This is a genomic window from Streptomyces sp. NBC_01260 (genome assembly GCF_036226405.1).
In the GTDB taxonomy this organism is placed as follows: Bacteria; Actinomycetota; Actinomycetes; order Streptomycetales; family Streptomycetaceae; genus Streptomyces; species Streptomyces laculatispora.
The window spans coordinates 8,455,418-8,469,532 of sequence record NZ_CP108464.1; the positions used below are offsets into that span (position 1 = coordinate 8,455,418).

The window sequence follows — 14,115 nt, forward strand, 5'->3', positions numbered from 1 at the left end:
GGTGAGGAACGTTCACCTCATCGGCGCCGGCCGCCGCGGCGCGTGTCGATGGCGGGGCCGGGGCAGGAGAGCGGACATGGTGAGGACATGAACGTCGCAGACATTTTGGTGGATGGGTTCACCCGTGTCCGGGAGACAGTGCGCTCGGCCGTGGAGGGCCTCGAACCCGACGACCTCCACGCCCGCCTCGACGAGGGTGCGAACTCGATCGCCTGGCTGGTGTGGCACCTGACCCGCATCCAGGACGACCACATCGCGGATGCGGCGGGGGTCGAGCAGATCTGGTTCACCCAGGACTGGGCCGCCCGCTTCGATCTGCCCTTCGCCAGGGAAGCCACCGGCTACGGGCAGAGCAGCAAGCAGGTCACGGCCGTACGGGTGGGATCGGCGGAGCTGCTGCTCGGATACTACGACGCGGTGCACCTCCAGACCGTCGGCTTCGTCCAGGGCCTCGACGGCAAGGCACTGGACCGGGTCGTGGACGAGGCCTGGTCACCGCCGGTCACCCTGGGCGTACGGCTGATCAGCGTGCTGTCGGACGATCTCCAGCACGCCGGGCAGGCCGCCTTCGTCCGCGGCTCGCTGGAACGCCGGTAGCGCCGTCAGGCGGCGAGCGGTCCGCGGGTGCGGGCGTAGTGTCCCGGGCTGGTTCCCACGACGCGCTTGAAATGGCGGGCCAAATGGGACTGGTCGTAGAAACCGGCGGACGTCGCCACGTCGGGCGCCGGCAGCCCCTGGAGCAGCAGCCGGCGCGCGAGATCGACACGGCGCCCCGTCATGTACTGGTGCGGGGCCATCCCGAACTCCCGGCTGAAGGCCCGCACCAGATGCGTGTGGTGGGCGTGCAGACGCACCGCCGCCTCCTGGAGCGTGATCCCCTCCACGAACCGTTCGTCCAGGAGATCACGCAGCCGGTGTGCGACCCGGCGGTCGTGCACGTGACGGACGGGTTCCAGCCGGTTGCGCAGATGCTGGTCGAGCCGCTCGGAGACCAGGGCGAGCCGGCTCGCCGCCTCCAGTTCGTCGCCCGGTTCGGCGAGCGTCGTGTGGAGCCGGGCGATCCGGCGCCGCAGCGCCGGATCGTGCAGCACGGGGCTGTCGACGGCCATGCCGATCAGCTCCTCGTCGACCTGCGCGGTGTTGAGGTACAGCACGCGCTTGCGGAAGCCCTCGGCCGTAGCGGCGCCGCCGTTGTGCGGAACGTGCGGCGGCAGGAGCGTCACCACATGGGTGAGCACCCCGTGCTCGTGGTGGTCCAGGTCGTAGCGGACCATGCCCTCGTCCACGATGAGCAGGGTCCACGCGTCGTGCGTGTGCATGGGGTAGGAGTGATCGATGAAGTGGGCGTGGAAGACCTCTTCGATCCCTTCCACGGGCGGACGCCACGCGGTGATGTCCGGACGAGCAGCCATGACCCGATCGTACGCCCGGCGGTCGCGGTGCCCGGCGGTCGCGGGCGGGCGACCCGGACAGCGGTGCATTGGGACAGCCATGCAAAGTTCGTACAAGACGGCCGGGGGGACGGCCGGGCAGGCTCGGAGCCATGACAGATGATCTCGCCCCCGTCCGCTTCGACACCAAGATCGCCGTCCTGCTCCGGGACGACCTGCAGACCTGGCAGCGACTGAACGTCACGGCCTTCCTGGTCAGCGGCCTCGGCACGGCGGTGCCCGAACTGGTCGGCGAACCGTACGCCGACGCCGACGGCACCCCGTACCTGCCGATGTTCCGTCAGCCGGTCCTGGTCCTCGAAGGAGGGAAGGAGATGCTGGCGACGGCCCACACCCGGGCGGTCGGCCGGGGTGTGACCCTGTCGGTGTTCACGTCCGACCTCTTCTCGACGGGCAACGACCGGGACAACCGGGCCGCGGTCCGGGCCGTGCGGCGGGACGGGATGGACCTGGTCGGGCTGGCCGTGCACGGTCCCCGCAACGCCGTGGACAAGATCCTCAAGGGCGCGTCCATGCACTCCTGAGCGGGGCACCGCCCGGCCGCGTGGCATGCCACCCGGTGCGTGCGGTGCGGCCGAGCCCTGTCACACGGTGCGTTCGACGAAGAACGGCAGGAGCGCCAGGAGTTCCCCGACGGCGTCCGGCTCCAGCGCGACGCTCTCCAGGCAGGCGCGGGCGCTCTCCAGGTTCCGGTGGGCCTCGGCGACGGAGGCCGAGCGCCCGCCGGCCTCCTCGACCAGACCGGCCGCCCGCCGGGCCGTGCTGTCGTCGAGCGGCTCGCCGGTACGCAGCAGCGCGCCCAGTTCCAGCGCCGCCCGGTCGCCCGCGGCGAGGGCGGTGAGGACGGGGTACGTCTTCTTCTGCCGGCGCAGATCGCTGTGCACCGGCTTGCCCGTGACCGCCGGGTCGCCCCAGATGCCGAGCACGTCGTCCATGACCTGGAAGGCCACCCCGAGATGGCGTCCCGCCGCGGTGAGGGCGTCGGACTCTGTCCGCCCGGCCCCGCCGAGCACGGCGCCCAGACCGGCGGCGCAGCCGAGCAGCGAGCCCGTCTTGTGCTCGGCCATCAGCCGGTACTCGTGCGGCCGCACGGCATCGGGCCCAGTCCAGGGACGGGCCTCGAAGAGCAGGTCGTCGGCCTGACCGCGGACCAGGTCGTTCAGCGTCCCGGACAGCAGCCGGACCGCCGGCACACAGTGCGCGCCGGGGGCGTCGGCCAGGGTCTGCACGGCCAGTGCGAAGAGCGCGTCACCCGCGAGGACTGCGGGCCCGGTCCCGTAGGCCTTCCAGGCGGTGGCGCGCTGTCTGCGGGTCTCGTCGCCGTCCATGATGTCGTCGTGGAGCAGGGAGAACGTGTGGATCAGCTCGACCGCGACGGCGCCCCGGACCGCGCTCCGCGCCTGCGCGCCGACGGCCTCGGCACCCAGTACGGCGAGGGCCTGCCGGATCCCCTTGCCCTGCGCCCCCGGGACGGCCCGGCCGTCGGGCCCGTCCCAGCCGAGCGAGAACGCGGTGATCTCGGCGTGCCACGGATGCAGTTGCCGCACGGCCCGGCCGAGAGCGGGACGGACGAGAGCGCGGCAGCGGGCGAGTATCTCCGGCGCTGTGGCCTGCTGGGTCACCCGGGGCATCATCGGTGGCCGTCTTCCCCGGCCACCGTGTCACCGGCCGGTGCCACGCCGAGTTCCGCGTAGGCCTTGTCGACCATGTCACGGGCGTTGAGCAGTCCGATCCGGTCGAGCGTGACGCGCAGTCCGTCCAGCTCCGCAGCGGTCTCCGCACAGTCGCGGCCCAGCCGGGCGAGCGACTTCACCAGACCGAGGCGGGCCAGCGCCTCGCCCCGGGGTTCCGTCATCGCCCGGAACTCTTCCAGCGCCTCCTGGTAGACCTGCCGGGACTCCTCGTACCGTCCGGCGCGGTAGAGCACATTGGCGCGCATCTTGTGGTTGTAGGCGAGGGCGCTGGACAAGTTCATTTCGCGGCAGGTGAGTTCGGCCTCGGCGAGCAGGTCGAGCGCGCGTTGCGGGGCGTTGTCCCGTACGGAGATGATGTCGGCCATGCCGCGCAGCGCCCAGGCCCGGCCGCGTCGGTCGTCCGCGTCGCCGGCCAGCTGCGCCGCTTCCTCGAACATCTCCAGGGCGGTGTCGAACGAACCGGTGTTGCGGTGGATCTGCGCGATGCCCTCCAGCGCCCAGACGGTGTGGCGCGCCTCGCCGCGGGCGCGCGCCTCGGCGAGCAGCTGCTCGTGGAGTGCGGCAACGGTCCGGTAGTCGCCCTGTATGCGCCCGGTCTCCGCGAGTCCGGCGAGCGAATAGCCGCGGGCCACCACATCGCCGCCCTGCTTGCCCAGGTCGGCCGCCAGGCCCAACAGGCGGAAGGCGAGGCGCAGTGCGCCCCGCTGGCGGGCGAGCGTCCCACCGCTCCACAGCGCCCAGGCCATCGCCCCGGTGTCCTCGGCCGACCTGGCCGCCCGGTAGCTGGCCTTCCAGGCGCGGTCGGCGTCCTGCACATGGCCCAGCCTGCGGTGGGCCTCGGCCACCGCGAGGCCGGTGCGGGCCACCTCCTGCTGGGAGCCGGAGAGTTCGGCCGCCCTCAAGTGGCGTTCCCCCTCGGCCAGTACGTCGGTGAGAGAGGCGTTCACGGACATCTTGGTGAGGGCGCCCTGGTACTCGGGCGCCAGCGCTTTGTTGTGCATGGGAGCCTTTCGCGAGCGAACGGGCCGGTCGGACGCATCGACTATGCTCTCCATGTATACATGCAGCGTATAGTCGTTCGATGCTCGGACCTGTGCGCTCATGGGGGGTCGGCGAGGCTTGTCGTGTGCGGCGTTCCGCCTTGTTGTGGATCAAGACGGCTGATGCGCGCCAAGGGTTGCTTCGCGATCAGGCAATCCGTGAAGATCCTTCTCCGCGGCGGTCGCCCGGTCGGCCGGGCCGGTCCGCCAGGTGGGTGACGAACCACTCCCGGGCCAGTTCGGCGACCTCGTCCAGCGCGCCCGGCTCCTCGAAGAGGTGCGTCGCACCGGCGACGACGTCGAGCCGGTTCTCGCAGCGCAGTTGAGCCTGCGCCTGCCGGTTCAGCTCCAGGACCCGGGTGTCGCGGCCGCCCACGACGAGCAGCGTCGGCGACCGGACGTCGCCGAGGGAGGGCTCCGCCAAGTCGGGCCGGCCGCCGCGGGAGACGACCGCACCGATCCCCGTGCCGCGCTCCGCTCCGACGGCCGCCGCCGCTCTCAGCGCGGCGGCGGCTCCGGTGCTCGCCCCGAAGAGGCCGATGGGAAGGGACTCGCGACGTCGCAGCCAGCAGGTGGCGTCCACCAGCCGTTCCGCCAGGGTCCCGATGTCGAAGACGTTGGCGCGGACCGCCTCCTCGGCCGGTGTGAGCAGGTCGAAGAGGAGGGTGCCGAGGCCCGCCCGGTGCAGCGCCGCCGCCACCGAGCGGTTGCGCGGGCTGTGCCGGCTGCTGCCGGAACCGTGGGCGAACACCACGAGAGCGCGGGCGTGACCGGCCGGGGTGAACTCACCCGGCAGGACGACGCCGCCCGCCTCCACGCCCACCTCGACGGCTGTCCGGGCGGAGGCCCGCTCCGCGGCTCGCGCCAGCAGCGCGACGACCTCCTCGTCCGGGGTCTGGCCGAAGTCCCGGTACCACTCACCCACCGCGGAGAACCGGAGCGGTGTGGACAGGCACACCAGTTCGTCCACCTGGCCGCGCAGCCTCTCGGCGGCGTCCGGCGGCGCCACCGGAACGGCCAGCACGACACGGGCCGCACCCTGCGCACGTGCCACCTCGCAGGCGGCCCGGGCGGTCGCGCCGGTCGCGATGCCGTCGTCCACGATGATCACGCGTCGCCCGTCGAAGCGGATGCGCGGCCGGTCGCCGCGGAAGGCCCGGGCCCGCCGCAGCAACTCGGCCGTCTCGGCGCGTTCGACTGAGGCGAGATCCGCCGAGGATGCCCCGCTGCGGCGCAGGATGTCCTCGCTGATGACCCGTACACCGCCCTCACCGATGGCGCCGAAGCCCAGTTCCGGATGGTGGGGGACGCCGAGCTTGCGGACCACGATCACGTCGAGCGGTGCGTCGAGCTCCTGGGCGACCCAGAAGGCCACCGGGACTCCGCCGCGGGGCAGGCCCAGTACGACGGGATCGCTTCCTGCCAAGGGGCGGAGAGCCTCGGCGAGCCGATGTCCCGCGTCGGCGCGGTCGGAGAACAGCACGGGGATTCACCCCAGACCGGGAGAGGGGAGGCGGTCACCTCCACCTGCTTCGAATCAACACCGTGCACCGCCGGTCCGCAAGCCGGCGGTGGCCGCCCTTCCGCAGGGAACGACGCCGGAAGCGGCTGAAGCGCCGGACGACGCCGTGCGGATCGTCACCGGACGGAACGTGCCACCCGGAACCCCGTGTCGTCGATCCGGAAGGTCGGGTGGCTGCGGCGCCGCACCGAGGCCCGGCAGCTCCAGCGCTCGTCGAACCAGCCGCCGCCGCGCAGCACCCGGTAGCTGCCGTAGACCTCGGCGTCGTAGACGTCCCAGCACCACTCCCAGACATTGCCCAAGGTGTCGTGCAGTCCCCAGGCGTTGGGCTGCCTTGTGCCCACCTCGTGCATCCGCTCGCCCGAATTGCCGCGATGCCAGGCGATGTCGTCGAGCGGGCCGTACCGGGCGCCCGTCGTGCCGGCGCGGCAGGCATGTTCCCACTCGGCCTCGGCGGGCAGCCGGTACCCGTCGGCGGCCGCGTCCCAGCTGACGCCCTCGGCGCCCGCCCCGTCCTCGGTGCCGGTGCCGGTGCCGGTGCCGGTGCGGTACGCGGGCGTCAGCCCCTCGTGCAGGGACAGGGCGTTGCAGAACCGGACCGCGTCCAGCCAGGAAACGCCCTCGACGGGCAGCCGGTCGCCCTGCGCGGTACTCGGGCGCTCGCCGGTGACCCGCGCGTACTGGGCCTGGGTGACGACGGAGGCCGCGAGCCGGTACGGGGCCAGCTCGACGGCCCAGCTCCGCTGTGTGCGCCGGTCCGACAGGGTGACCTGCCCCGCGGGGACGGTGATCATCTGGATTTCCGTGCCTGTGTCCATGGGACGTTGATCGTATCAACGCTGTTGGCGCGGCCCGCCCGGCCGCGATCAGCCCGCCGATGCCTCGCGGGTGATCTCGTCGAACCGCGCGCCCATGGCCGCGGCCAGCGCCTGTGCGGCGGAGAGGGGCCTGACCATCACCATCAGGTCGTCGATCTCGCCCGCCTCGTTCATGTGCAGGAAGTCGCAGCCGTTGATCTCCCGGTCGCCCACCTTCGCGACGAAGACGAGAGCGTGGTCCCGTCCGTCCTCGCTCGCCATCTCCCGGACGTACCGGAAGTCCGTGAACACCTCGGAGACCGCCCGCAGGATCGCCGCGGTGAAGGGCTTGCCGGGGTACGGCTTGAACACCACTGGGCTGGTGAAGACGACGTCCTCGGCCAGCATCGCCTCGACCGCGCCGAGGTCGTGCGCCTCGACGGCTTTGCGGAAGGGATGCATGTGCCGCTCCTTGGTCAATTCGTTGAATAGGTGTGAAAGAGATTAATCATATCGGTGGTAGCCTGTCCAGATGTCTCTCAAGTACGCGGTCCTGGCGGCGCTGCTGGAAGGTGAGGCCTCCGGCTACGACCTGGCCAAGGTCTTCGACGTATCGGTGGCGGACTTCTGGTCCACCACGCCGCAGCAGCTCTACCGGGAGCTGGACCGGCTGGCGGAGAGCGGCCTGATCGAGGCCCGGGTGGTCGAGCAGCAGCGCAGGCCGAACAAGAGGGTGTTCACCCTCACGGAGGCGGGCCGCGCCTCGCTGGGCACCTTCACCGCCGAACCGCCCCGCCCCACCGCCATCCGGGACGAACTCCTGGTCATGACCCAGGCGGTGGACGTGGGCGACCAGGAGGCGGTACGCGCCTCGGTCGAGGAACGCATGGAGTGGGCGCGCGCCAAGCTCGCCCGCTACGAACGGCTTCGGGAGCGGATGCTCGACGGCCGCGACGAGGAGACCTTCGTGGCGGAGGCCGGTCGCATCGGCCCCTACCTGACGCTGATGCGCGGACGGTCCTTCGAGCAGGAGAACCTGCGCTGGGGCGAGAAGGTGCTGGAGCTCCTGGAGCGACGGGCGGCCTCCAGGGCCCGCACCCCCGCGGACCCCGGGCCCGCCGGGCGCCACGCCGACGCCGCCGCACCGGGCCGGCCGCGGGGCTGAGGTCCGGGGGAGCGCGCTCGACGGGCTGTGCAACGGCTTTGTCAGACCCGTCGGTTAGGTTTTCCCCATGACTGAATTCGTATTGGTGGCCGGTGCCTGGCTGGGGGCGTCGGCATGGGACGATGTGGTGCCCGGGCTGCGTGCGGCCGGGCACGGCGTCCACCCGGTGACCCTGACCGGCGTCGGTGAGAAGCAGGGGCTGCCGGTCGGCCCGCAGACCCATGTGGCCGACATCGTCGACGAGGTGGAGCGCCTCGGTCTGCGCGATGTCGTTCTGGTCGGCCACAGCTACGCGGGCATCCCGGTCGGTCAGGCCGCCGGCCGTATCGGCGACCGGCTGGCCCGTGTCGTCTTCGTGGACGCCGGCGTCCCGGCGGACGGGGAGTCCTTCGTCTCCACCTGGTGGCAGGGCCCGGCGGCGCTGGAGGCCGAGATCGCGGGCAACGGAGGCTTCTGGGCGCCGCTGACCGCGCCCGACTTCGCGGGCCAGGGGCTCACCGACGAGCAGATCGCGCGGATCGTGGCCGGATCGACGCCGCACCCGGGCGCCTCGCTGGGTGATCCCGCCGTGCTGACCGGCCCGCTCGGCAGCCTCCCGGCCACCTACGTCAAGTGCCTGCTCGACGGTCCCGAACCGACCGACGACGTAGCCTCGTTGCTGAGCGGAGAGAGCTGGGAGCTGGTCACCATGGACACCGGGCACTGGCCGATGTTCTCCCGGCCGCAGGAGCTCGTCCGGATCCTGACCGGGGCGGCCGCGCAGCCCTGATCCGTGCCGGGCGGCGAGACCCGCGTGTCCGGCACGAGTACGCCGGGCACACCGGGGACCTGACGGGGCCGGTGTGCCCGGCACCCCATGAGCGGAACCACAGCCGTCCGCCCGGCGTCGCCCACCGCGTCCACGAACAGTCGATCAGGACGCGCGCCCGCGCGGTGTTCCGGGCTCAATGGACAGGTGACCGCGCCTCCGGACGACTGCCTCGCGCGCAACGAATGGATCTGCGGCGCCTATCTGACCAGCCGTCGGCACATCCTGTGGGACGCCGTGCTCCAGCATCTCCAACTGACCGTGATCGCCGTGCTCATCGGCCTGGTCCTCGCGCTTCCGCTCGCCCTCGCCGCCCGCCGCCGGCGCTGGGCGGCCGGTCCGGTGCTCGGGGTGACCACCGTCCTCTACACCGTCCCGTCACTCGCCATGTTCTCGCTGCTGCTGCCGGTGTACGGGCTCTCCGCCGCGCTCGTCGTCTCGGGCCTCGTCCTGTACTCCCTCACGCTGCTGGTACGCAACATCCTGGCCGGACTCCGCGCCGTACCGGAGGAGACCCGTCAGGCGGCTCGCGGCATGGGATACGGACCGGTACGGCTCCTCGTCGCCGTGGAACTGCCACTCGCGCTGCCCGCCGCCATGGCGGGCCTGCGCATCGCCACCGTCTCCGCGGTCTCGCTGGTCACCATCGGCGCGATCGTCGGCTACGGCGGGCTCGGCAACCTCATCTACGCCGGGATGAACACCTACTTCAAAGCCCAGGTGCTCACCGCGTCCGTGCTCTGCGTCGTCATCGCCGTCCTCGCCGACCTGCTGCTCCTCCTCGTGCAACACCTGCTGACCCCCTGGACGCGGAGGCAGTCGTGAACACCCTCACCAAGGCCTGGTCCTGGCTCACCACCTCCGCACACTGGTACGGCGACGACGGCGTCTGGACCCGCCTCGGCCAGCACCTGTACCTCACCGTCGCCTGTCTGCTGATCAGCTGTCTCATCGCGCTGCCGGTGGCGCTGGTCCTCGGCCATCTCGGAAAGGGCGGCGCCCTCGCCGTCAACATCTCCAACGTCGGCCGGGCCGTCCCCACCTTCGCCGTCCTGGTGCTGCTCCTGCTCACCCCGGTCGGACGGTTCGGGGAGGGGCCGACCATCGTCGCCCTCGTCCTGTTCGCCGTTCCGCCGCTGCTGACCAACGCCTACGTCGGTATGCGGGAGGTGGATCAGGACGTCGTGCGGGCCGCCCGGGGCATGGGCATGACGGGCAGCCAGCTGCTGTTCCAGGTCGAGGTGCCGCTCGCCCTGCCGCTCATCCTCACCGGCGTACGGATCGCGGCCGTGCAGCTCGTCGCCACCGCGACCATCGCCGCACTGGCGGGCGGCGGCGGCCTGGGCCGGATCATCACCGCCGGTTTCAACCTCGCCTCCACCGCCCAGGTGGTCGCCGGAGCGGTCCTGGTCGCCGCGTTCGCCCTGATCGTCGAAGGGCTCTTCGAGGTGGCGCAGCGGTTCGCCCCCGACTGGGTGCGTGACGGGAACGCCGGATGAGGGCCCGGCGCACGGCCCCCGCGATCCTGCTGCTCCTGCTGCCGGTGACCGCCTGCACCAGCGGACCCGCGCTGGAGAACCAGGGCGAGGTCACCGCACCGCCCGGCGACAGCAAGCACCTGACCATCGGCTCGGCGGGCTTCACCGAGAGCGATCTGCTCGCCCAGATGTATGCCCTGCTGCTCGACCGGGCCGGATACTCCACGAAGATCATCTCCGTCACCAACCGGGAGATCTACGAACCGGCCCTGGAGAGCGGCCAGATCGACGTCGTACCGGAGTACGCCGCCACGTTCGCCGACTGGCTGAACGCCAAGGAGAGCGGCGCCGACGCCGCGCCAGTCGGCTCGCCGAACCTCGCCACCAGCATGAAGGCCCTGCGCGCCCTGGCCGCACCGCGCGGCCTCACCGTTCTGGACCCCGGTCGTGCCGTCGACCAGAACGCCTTCGCGGTCACCTCCGCATACGCGACGAAGCACCACCTGAAATTGCTGAGCGACCTGGGGAAATCAGGGCTGGCGGTCCGGCTGGCGGCAGGTGACGAATGCGTGCAGCGCCCTTACTGCGCACCCGGGCTGAAGAAGACGTACGGCATCGACATCACCGCCGTCGACCCCAAGGGCGTCGGCACCACCCAGGCCAAGCAGGCCGTCCAGAGCGGCCGGGACCAGATGGTGCTGACCACCACCACCGACGCCACCCTGGACAACTTCGGGCTCGTCCTGCTCGCGGACGACAAGCACCTGCAGAACGCCGACTACCTCGTCCCCGTCGTCAACCGGTCCCGGGCGGGCAGCGAGGGCGTGCGCACGGCGCTGGGCAAGCTGAACACCGTACTGACCACCGCTGACCTGGCCCGGCTGAACGAGCAGGTGGACAGCTGGCGACGGCTCCCCGAGGACGTGGCCCGCGGCTACCTGCGGTCCGAGCACCTCATCCCCGCCGGCTGACCGCGCCGCCGGGTCACCAGGGCAGCTCCGAGAGCCGGGCCGAGATCCGCTCCCGGTCCCACGCGCCGTCCGCGACCACCACCCGGTAGCGCCGGGTCAGCGTGGCACCCGGTTCCAGGACGAGCTCGTCGTGGAACGCGAAGGACGGTGCGACCGCGGCGAACGGGTCGTTGCGGACGAACCAGTGCGCGGGGTGCCCTCCGTCCGCGCCCGCGTGGTCGTTCTCCGGGGCGTGCGCGAAGACGAGCGTCGCGTGTCCGTCCGCGCCGTCGTGCTCGCCGCTGAACGCCAGCCACGGCGCCTGCCGCCCCATCACGTCGGGCCCCTCGCCGTCCGGGGTGAGGATGCGGCCGTCACGGAAGGCGCGCGGGCCGCGCCAGAACAGCCCGGTGTAGCCCGCGTCGGGCCGGCCCTGCGTGGTCGGGCTGCCGAACCGCAGGGGTTCGTCCCGGCGGTTGGTGACGGCGGACGACCACGTCAGCACCCAGCTGCCGTCCAGCGGATCGACGTCGTGCACCTCGACCCTGCGCAGTTCGTCCGCCCACAGCTCACCGCTGTACGGGTGCCAGCTCAGCCGCTCCGCGACCACGACGCCGTCCGCCCGCAGCGCCAACTCGTCGAAGCCGCGGTGCGCCATGGAACCCACCCGCTCGGGCAGCGGCTGATAACCCCCGCCCCGCACATAGGTGTTGCCGCCCCACAGGTTCTGCCCCGACAGCTGCGAGGCGGTCAGCTGCAGGCCCTTGTGCCAGCGGTGGTCGTTGGGCCGGTAGTCGGTCACCACCCGGTCCGACAGGGTGCGCAGCGGGTGGATGTACGGCTTCGGGGCCTCCCAGGCCGCCTCGGGCCGGTACACGTACCGCAGGAGCTCCACCCCGCTGCCCGCCACCGAGACGGCGATGTGGTCGCCGTGCCGGTGCACCAGGTCCAGCCTCCCGGTCACGCGCCCGCCTCCGCCGGTTCGGGCGCCCAGCCGGGGGCATCGCCGTGCAGGGCGCTGTAGTACGGATCGCCGGGGCCGATCTCGCCGGCCCGGACGGTCTTCCCGGTGAAGGCGGCCTTGTACAGCGCGGCGACCAGCTCAAGGCTGGTACGGCCGTCGGCGCCGCTGCTGCGCGGCCGGCGCCCGGCGCGCAGGTCGGCGAGCAGACCACGCAGCTGCGCCTCGTGCGAACTGGGTACGTCGGCGCCGAAGTCCTGCCAGGCGGAAGCGAGTTCGGGGGAGACCCCGGGGGCGGGGGTGATCCGCCAGTCCGCGTTGCGGTGGCCGTACAGATGGGTGAGCTCGACCGTGGCCCGCTCGCAGTCGATCCGGATCCGGCTGACCTCGTCGGGACTGAGCACACTGTTGACGATCGTGGCCATCGTGCCGTTCTCGAAGCGGACCAGCGCGGTGGAGACGTCCTCCGTCTCGACGATCGCGGCGTACGGACCGCCGTGCTCCGGCCCCTCCGCCGCCTCGATCGCGTCGAAGTCCTCCAGCGAGGGGCAGGGCGGCTTCTCGCACCACACCCAGGCGCCCGCCCGCAGCGCGGCGATGGTCTGGTCGCGGTGGAAGCGGGGCGGCGTACCGAGCGTGACCAGGCCGGGGCGTTGCTCGGCGAGCATCAGATCCAGATCGGTGTACGGACGTCCGGTGCCGGCGTCGGCGCAGAACGCCTCGGCGGAAGCGGCGTCGACATCCACCGCCGCGACGATCTCCAGCGGCTGTTCGGCGGCCAGCGCACGCAGCGCGGGCAGATGACTGCCGCGTGCGATCGCGCCCGTGCCGACGATCGCGACCCGGACCGGCGTGCTGGGGGAAGCCTGGCTGGGCGTGACAAACACCTCCGCGGTGAGGGGGCGCCCACCGGATAGCAAGCGCTTTCTCCCAGCGGAAACCTAGGCTTTGCGCCGGGGTCCGGTCAAGAGATCCGGACCGTGGTCGGCGCGGTCCGATGAGTTCCCACCTGCGGTGGAGTCATCCTGTTGACCCCGACAGCTGAGAAGGCGGAGCGATGAGCACCCTGCGCGAAGTACTCGAAACGCACGTCCGTCACGGATCGGTGCCCGGAGCGGTGGGCCTGGTGGCCCGCGGCGCACACATCGAGGTGGAGGCGGTCGGCTCCGCCTTCACGGACGGCAGCGCTCCGATGGCCCGGGACTCCCTCTTCCGGCTCGCTTCGATCACCAAGCCGCTCACCGCGGCGGCGGCCATGATGCTGATCGAGGACGGCCGGATCGCCCCGGCCGACCCGGTCGCGCGGTGGCTGCCCGAACTGGCGTCACCGAAGGTGGTACGCACCCCGGACGGCCCGGTCAACGACGTGGTGCCGGCCGTCCGGGCGATCACCGTGTTCGACCTGCTCACCTTCCGCGCCGGGTACGGATTCCCGTCAGACTTCTCGCTGCCCGCTGTCGCGCCCCTGTTCAGCGAATTGAACCAGGGTCCGCCGGAGCCGCAGGCCGTCGCCGCCCCGGACGCGTGGATGGCGGCCCTGGCCCGGGTGCCGATGCTCCACCAGCCGGGGGAGGCGTGGCTGTACAACACCTGCTCCGACATCCTGGGTGTGCTGATCGCGAGGGTTTCGGGGCAGTCGTTGGCGGAGTTCATGGCGGAGCGGCTGTTCGAGCCGCTCGGTATGACCGACACCGGATTCGCGGCGCCGGCGGACCGGCTCGACCGGTTCACCGGCTACTACCGTGCCGGTACGGAGGGGGCCCTGGAACTGGTGGACGCCCCGGACGGGCAGTGGAGCAGCATGCCGGAATTCCCGTCCGGTGCCGGCGGACTCGTCTCGACGGTGGACGACTGGTACGCCTTCGCCCGGATGCTGCTCGACGGCGGGGCCGTGGGCAGCCGCAGCCTGCTGACGCCCGAATCGGTGCGGCGGATGACGACCGATCACCTGACACCCGCGCAGCGCGCGGCCAGCGGACTGTTCACCGAAGGGCAGGGCTGGGGGTTCGGCGGCTCGGTCGACGTCGAGACGCTCGATCCCTGGAACGTTCCGGGGCGCTACGGCTGGGTCGGCGGCACCGGCACGACGGCGCACATCATCCCGGCCACCGGTACGGTCGCCATCATGCTCAGCCAGGTGGCGATGGCCGGCCCCACCCCGCCCGTGCTGATGCGGGACTTCTGGCGGCACGCCGCGAGCGTCTGAACCACGAACCCCGTACTCCGAGGTGCGATGGTGGGCGCCGGTA

At 71.9% G+C, this 14,115-nt stretch carries 16 protein-coding genes; 8 read left to right on the forward strand and 8 right to left on the reverse strand.

The annotated features are described in order from the left end of the window. Positions 1-87 precede the first annotated feature (87 nt). A complete protein-coding gene (locus tag OG322_RS37690) occupies positions 88-597 on the forward strand; it encodes a mycothiol transferase (RefSeq protein ID WP_123465245.1) in 510 nt (169 codons plus the stop codon). Between the two features lie 5 nt (positions 598-602). On the opposite strand, the gene OG322_RS37695 is transcribed toward OG322_RS37690, so the two are convergent. Further along, entirely contained in the window at positions 603-1,412 is an 810-nt protein-coding gene (locus tag OG322_RS37695; protein WP_124285878.1) for an AraC family transcriptional regulator, read from the reverse strand. Between the two features lie 131 nt (positions 1,413-1,543). On the opposite strand from OG322_RS37695, the gene OG322_RS37700 reads away from it, so the two are divergent. Beyond that, positions 1,544-1,975: a DUF2000 domain-containing protein gene (locus tag OG322_RS37700; protein WP_123465249.1), complete on the forward strand. Its 432-nt coding sequence runs from the start codon at positions 1,544-1,546 to the stop codon at positions 1,973-1,975. A 60-nt stretch (positions 1,976-2,035) separates the two neighbouring features. Here OG322_RS37700 and OG322_RS37705 read toward each other — a convergent pair whose 3' ends face one another. The 5 genes from OG322_RS37705 to OG322_RS37725 all read right to left on the reverse strand — a co-directional run bounded on the left by OG322_RS37705 (position 2,036) and on the right by OG322_RS37725 (position 6,966). Then, positions 2,036-3,082, reverse strand: a complete 1,047-nt coding sequence (locus tag OG322_RS37705) for a polyprenyl synthetase family protein (RefSeq protein ID WP_398912470.1) — start codon at positions 3,080-3,082, stop codon at positions 2,036-2,038. Further along, positions 3,082-4,146: a tetratricopeptide repeat protein gene (locus OG322_RS37710; RefSeq protein ID WP_123465253.1), complete on the reverse strand. Its 1,065-nt coding sequence runs from the start codon at positions 4,144-4,146 to the stop codon at positions 3,082-3,084. Before OG322_RS37710 ends, OG322_RS37705 begins: the two co-directional genes overlap by 1 nt. Before the next feature lie 187 nt (positions 4,147-4,333). Continuing rightward, complete coding sequence (locus tag OG322_RS37715; protein ID WP_123465255.1) at positions 4,334-5,668, reverse strand: phosphoribosyltransferase; 1,335 nt, start codon at positions 5,666-5,668, stop codon at positions 4,334-4,336. A gap of 155 nt (positions 5,669-5,823) precedes the next feature. Then, positions 5,824-6,525 carry a formylglycine-generating enzyme family protein gene (locus tag OG322_RS37720; protein ID WP_123465257.1) on the reverse strand — a complete coding sequence of 234 codons (702 nt, stop codon included), beginning with the start codon at positions 6,523-6,525 and terminating at the stop codon, positions 5,824-5,826. 48 nt (positions 6,526-6,573) lie between these two features. Then, positions 6,574-6,966, reverse strand: a complete 393-nt coding sequence (locus OG322_RS37725) for a nuclear transport factor 2 family protein (RefSeq protein ID WP_123465259.1) — start codon at positions 6,964-6,966, stop codon at positions 6,574-6,576. 70 nt (positions 6,967-7,036) lie between these two features. On the opposite strand from OG322_RS37725, the gene OG322_RS37730 reads away from it, so the two are divergent. The 5 genes from OG322_RS37730 to OG322_RS37750 all read left to right on the forward strand — a co-directional run bounded on the left by OG322_RS37730 (position 7,037) and on the right by OG322_RS37750 (position 10,926). Then, positions 7,037-7,669 (forward strand): PadR family transcriptional regulator, encoded by a 633-nt coding sequence (locus OG322_RS37730; RefSeq protein WP_123465261.1) that lies wholly within the window; start codon positions 7,037-7,039, stop codon positions 7,667-7,669. Between the two features lie 67 nt (positions 7,670-7,736). Next, positions 7,737-8,438: an alpha/beta fold hydrolase gene (locus OG322_RS37735; RefSeq protein ID WP_123465263.1), complete on the forward strand. Its 702-nt coding sequence runs from the start codon at positions 7,737-7,739 to the stop codon at positions 8,436-8,438. A 186-nt stretch (positions 8,439-8,624) separates the two neighbouring features. Then, complete coding sequence (locus OG322_RS37740) at positions 8,625-9,302, forward strand: ABC transporter permease (protein WP_123465265.1); 678 nt, start codon at positions 8,625-8,627, stop codon at positions 9,300-9,302. Then, positions 9,299-9,976, forward strand: a complete 678-nt coding sequence (locus OG322_RS37745) for an ABC transporter permease (protein WP_123465267.1) — start codon at positions 9,299-9,301, stop codon at positions 9,974-9,976. Before OG322_RS37740 ends, OG322_RS37745 begins: the two co-directional genes overlap by 4 nt. Further along, on the forward strand, positions 9,973-10,926 hold the full coding sequence (locus OG322_RS37750; RefSeq protein ID WP_124285886.1) for an ABC transporter substrate-binding protein: 954 nt from the start codon (positions 9,973-9,975) through the stop codon (positions 10,924-10,926). Before OG322_RS37745 ends, OG322_RS37750 begins: the two co-directional genes overlap by 4 nt. Positions 10,927-10,939: 13 nt before the next feature. Here OG322_RS37750 and OG322_RS37755 read toward each other — a convergent pair whose 3' ends face one another. Continuing rightward, a complete protein-coding gene (locus OG322_RS37755; RefSeq protein WP_124285887.1) occupies positions 10,940-11,869 on the reverse strand; it encodes a PmoA family protein in 930 nt (309 codons plus the stop codon). Beyond that, positions 11,866-12,753 (reverse strand): Gfo/Idh/MocA family protein, encoded by an 888-nt coding sequence (locus tag OG322_RS37760; protein WP_124285888.1) that lies wholly within the window; start codon positions 12,751-12,753, stop codon positions 11,866-11,868. The genes OG322_RS37755 and OG322_RS37760 overlap by 4 nt, the downstream gene beginning before the upstream one ends. Before the next feature lie 170 nt (positions 12,754-12,923). Here OG322_RS37760 and OG322_RS37765 point away from each other — a divergent pair, with 170 nt between their 5' ends. After that, on the forward strand, positions 12,924-14,072 hold the full coding sequence (locus tag OG322_RS37765; RefSeq protein WP_123465275.1) for a serine hydrolase domain-containing protein: 1,149 nt from the start codon (positions 12,924-12,926) through the stop codon (positions 14,070-14,072). The last annotated feature ends 43 nt before the right edge of the window (positions 14,073-14,115 follow it).

What these genes read in the sequence shown, in the direction of transcription:
- OG322_RS37750 (WP_124285886.1), top strand. Translation starts at nt 9,973, where the DNA reads ATGAGGGCCCGGCGCACGGCCCCCGCGATCCTGCTGCTCCTGCTGCCG.
- OG322_RS37705 (WP_398912470.1), bottom strand. Translation starts at nt 3,082, where the DNA reads ATGCCCCGGGTGACCCAGCAGGCCACAGCGCCGGAGATACTCGCCCGC.
- OG322_RS37695 (WP_124285878.1), bottom strand. Translation starts at nt 1,412, where the DNA reads ATGGCTGCTCGTCCGGACATCACCGCGTGGCGTCCGCCCGTGGAAGGG.
- OG322_RS37720 (WP_123465257.1), bottom strand. Translation starts at nt 6,525, where the DNA reads ATGGACACAGGCACGGAAATCCAGATGATCACCGTCCCCGCGGGGCAG.
- OG322_RS37690 (WP_123465245.1), top strand. Translation starts at nt 88, where the DNA reads ATGAACGTCGCAGACATTTTGGTGGATGGGTTCACCCGTGTCCGGGAG.
- OG322_RS37725 (WP_123465259.1), bottom strand. Translation starts at nt 6,966, where the DNA reads ATGCATCCCTTCCGCAAAGCCGTCGAGGCGCACGACCTCGGCGCGGTC.
- OG322_RS37710 (WP_123465253.1), bottom strand. Translation starts at nt 4,146, where the DNA reads ATGCACAACAAAGCGCTGGCGCCCGAGTACCAGGGCGCCCTCACCAAG.
- OG322_RS37700 (WP_123465249.1), top strand. Translation starts at nt 1,544, where the DNA reads ATGACAGATGATCTCGCCCCCGTCCGCTTCGACACCAAGATCGCCGTC.
- OG322_RS37765 (WP_123465275.1), top strand. Translation starts at nt 12,924, where the DNA reads ATGAGCACCCTGCGCGAAGTACTCGAAACGCACGTCCGTCACGGATCG.
- OG322_RS37735 (WP_123465263.1), top strand. Translation starts at nt 7,737, where the DNA reads ATGACTGAATTCGTATTGGTGGCCGGTGCCTGGCTGGGGGCGTCGGCA.
- OG322_RS37730 (WP_123465261.1), top strand. Translation starts at nt 7,037, where the DNA reads ATGTCTCTCAAGTACGCGGTCCTGGCGGCGCTGCTGGAAGGTGAGGCC.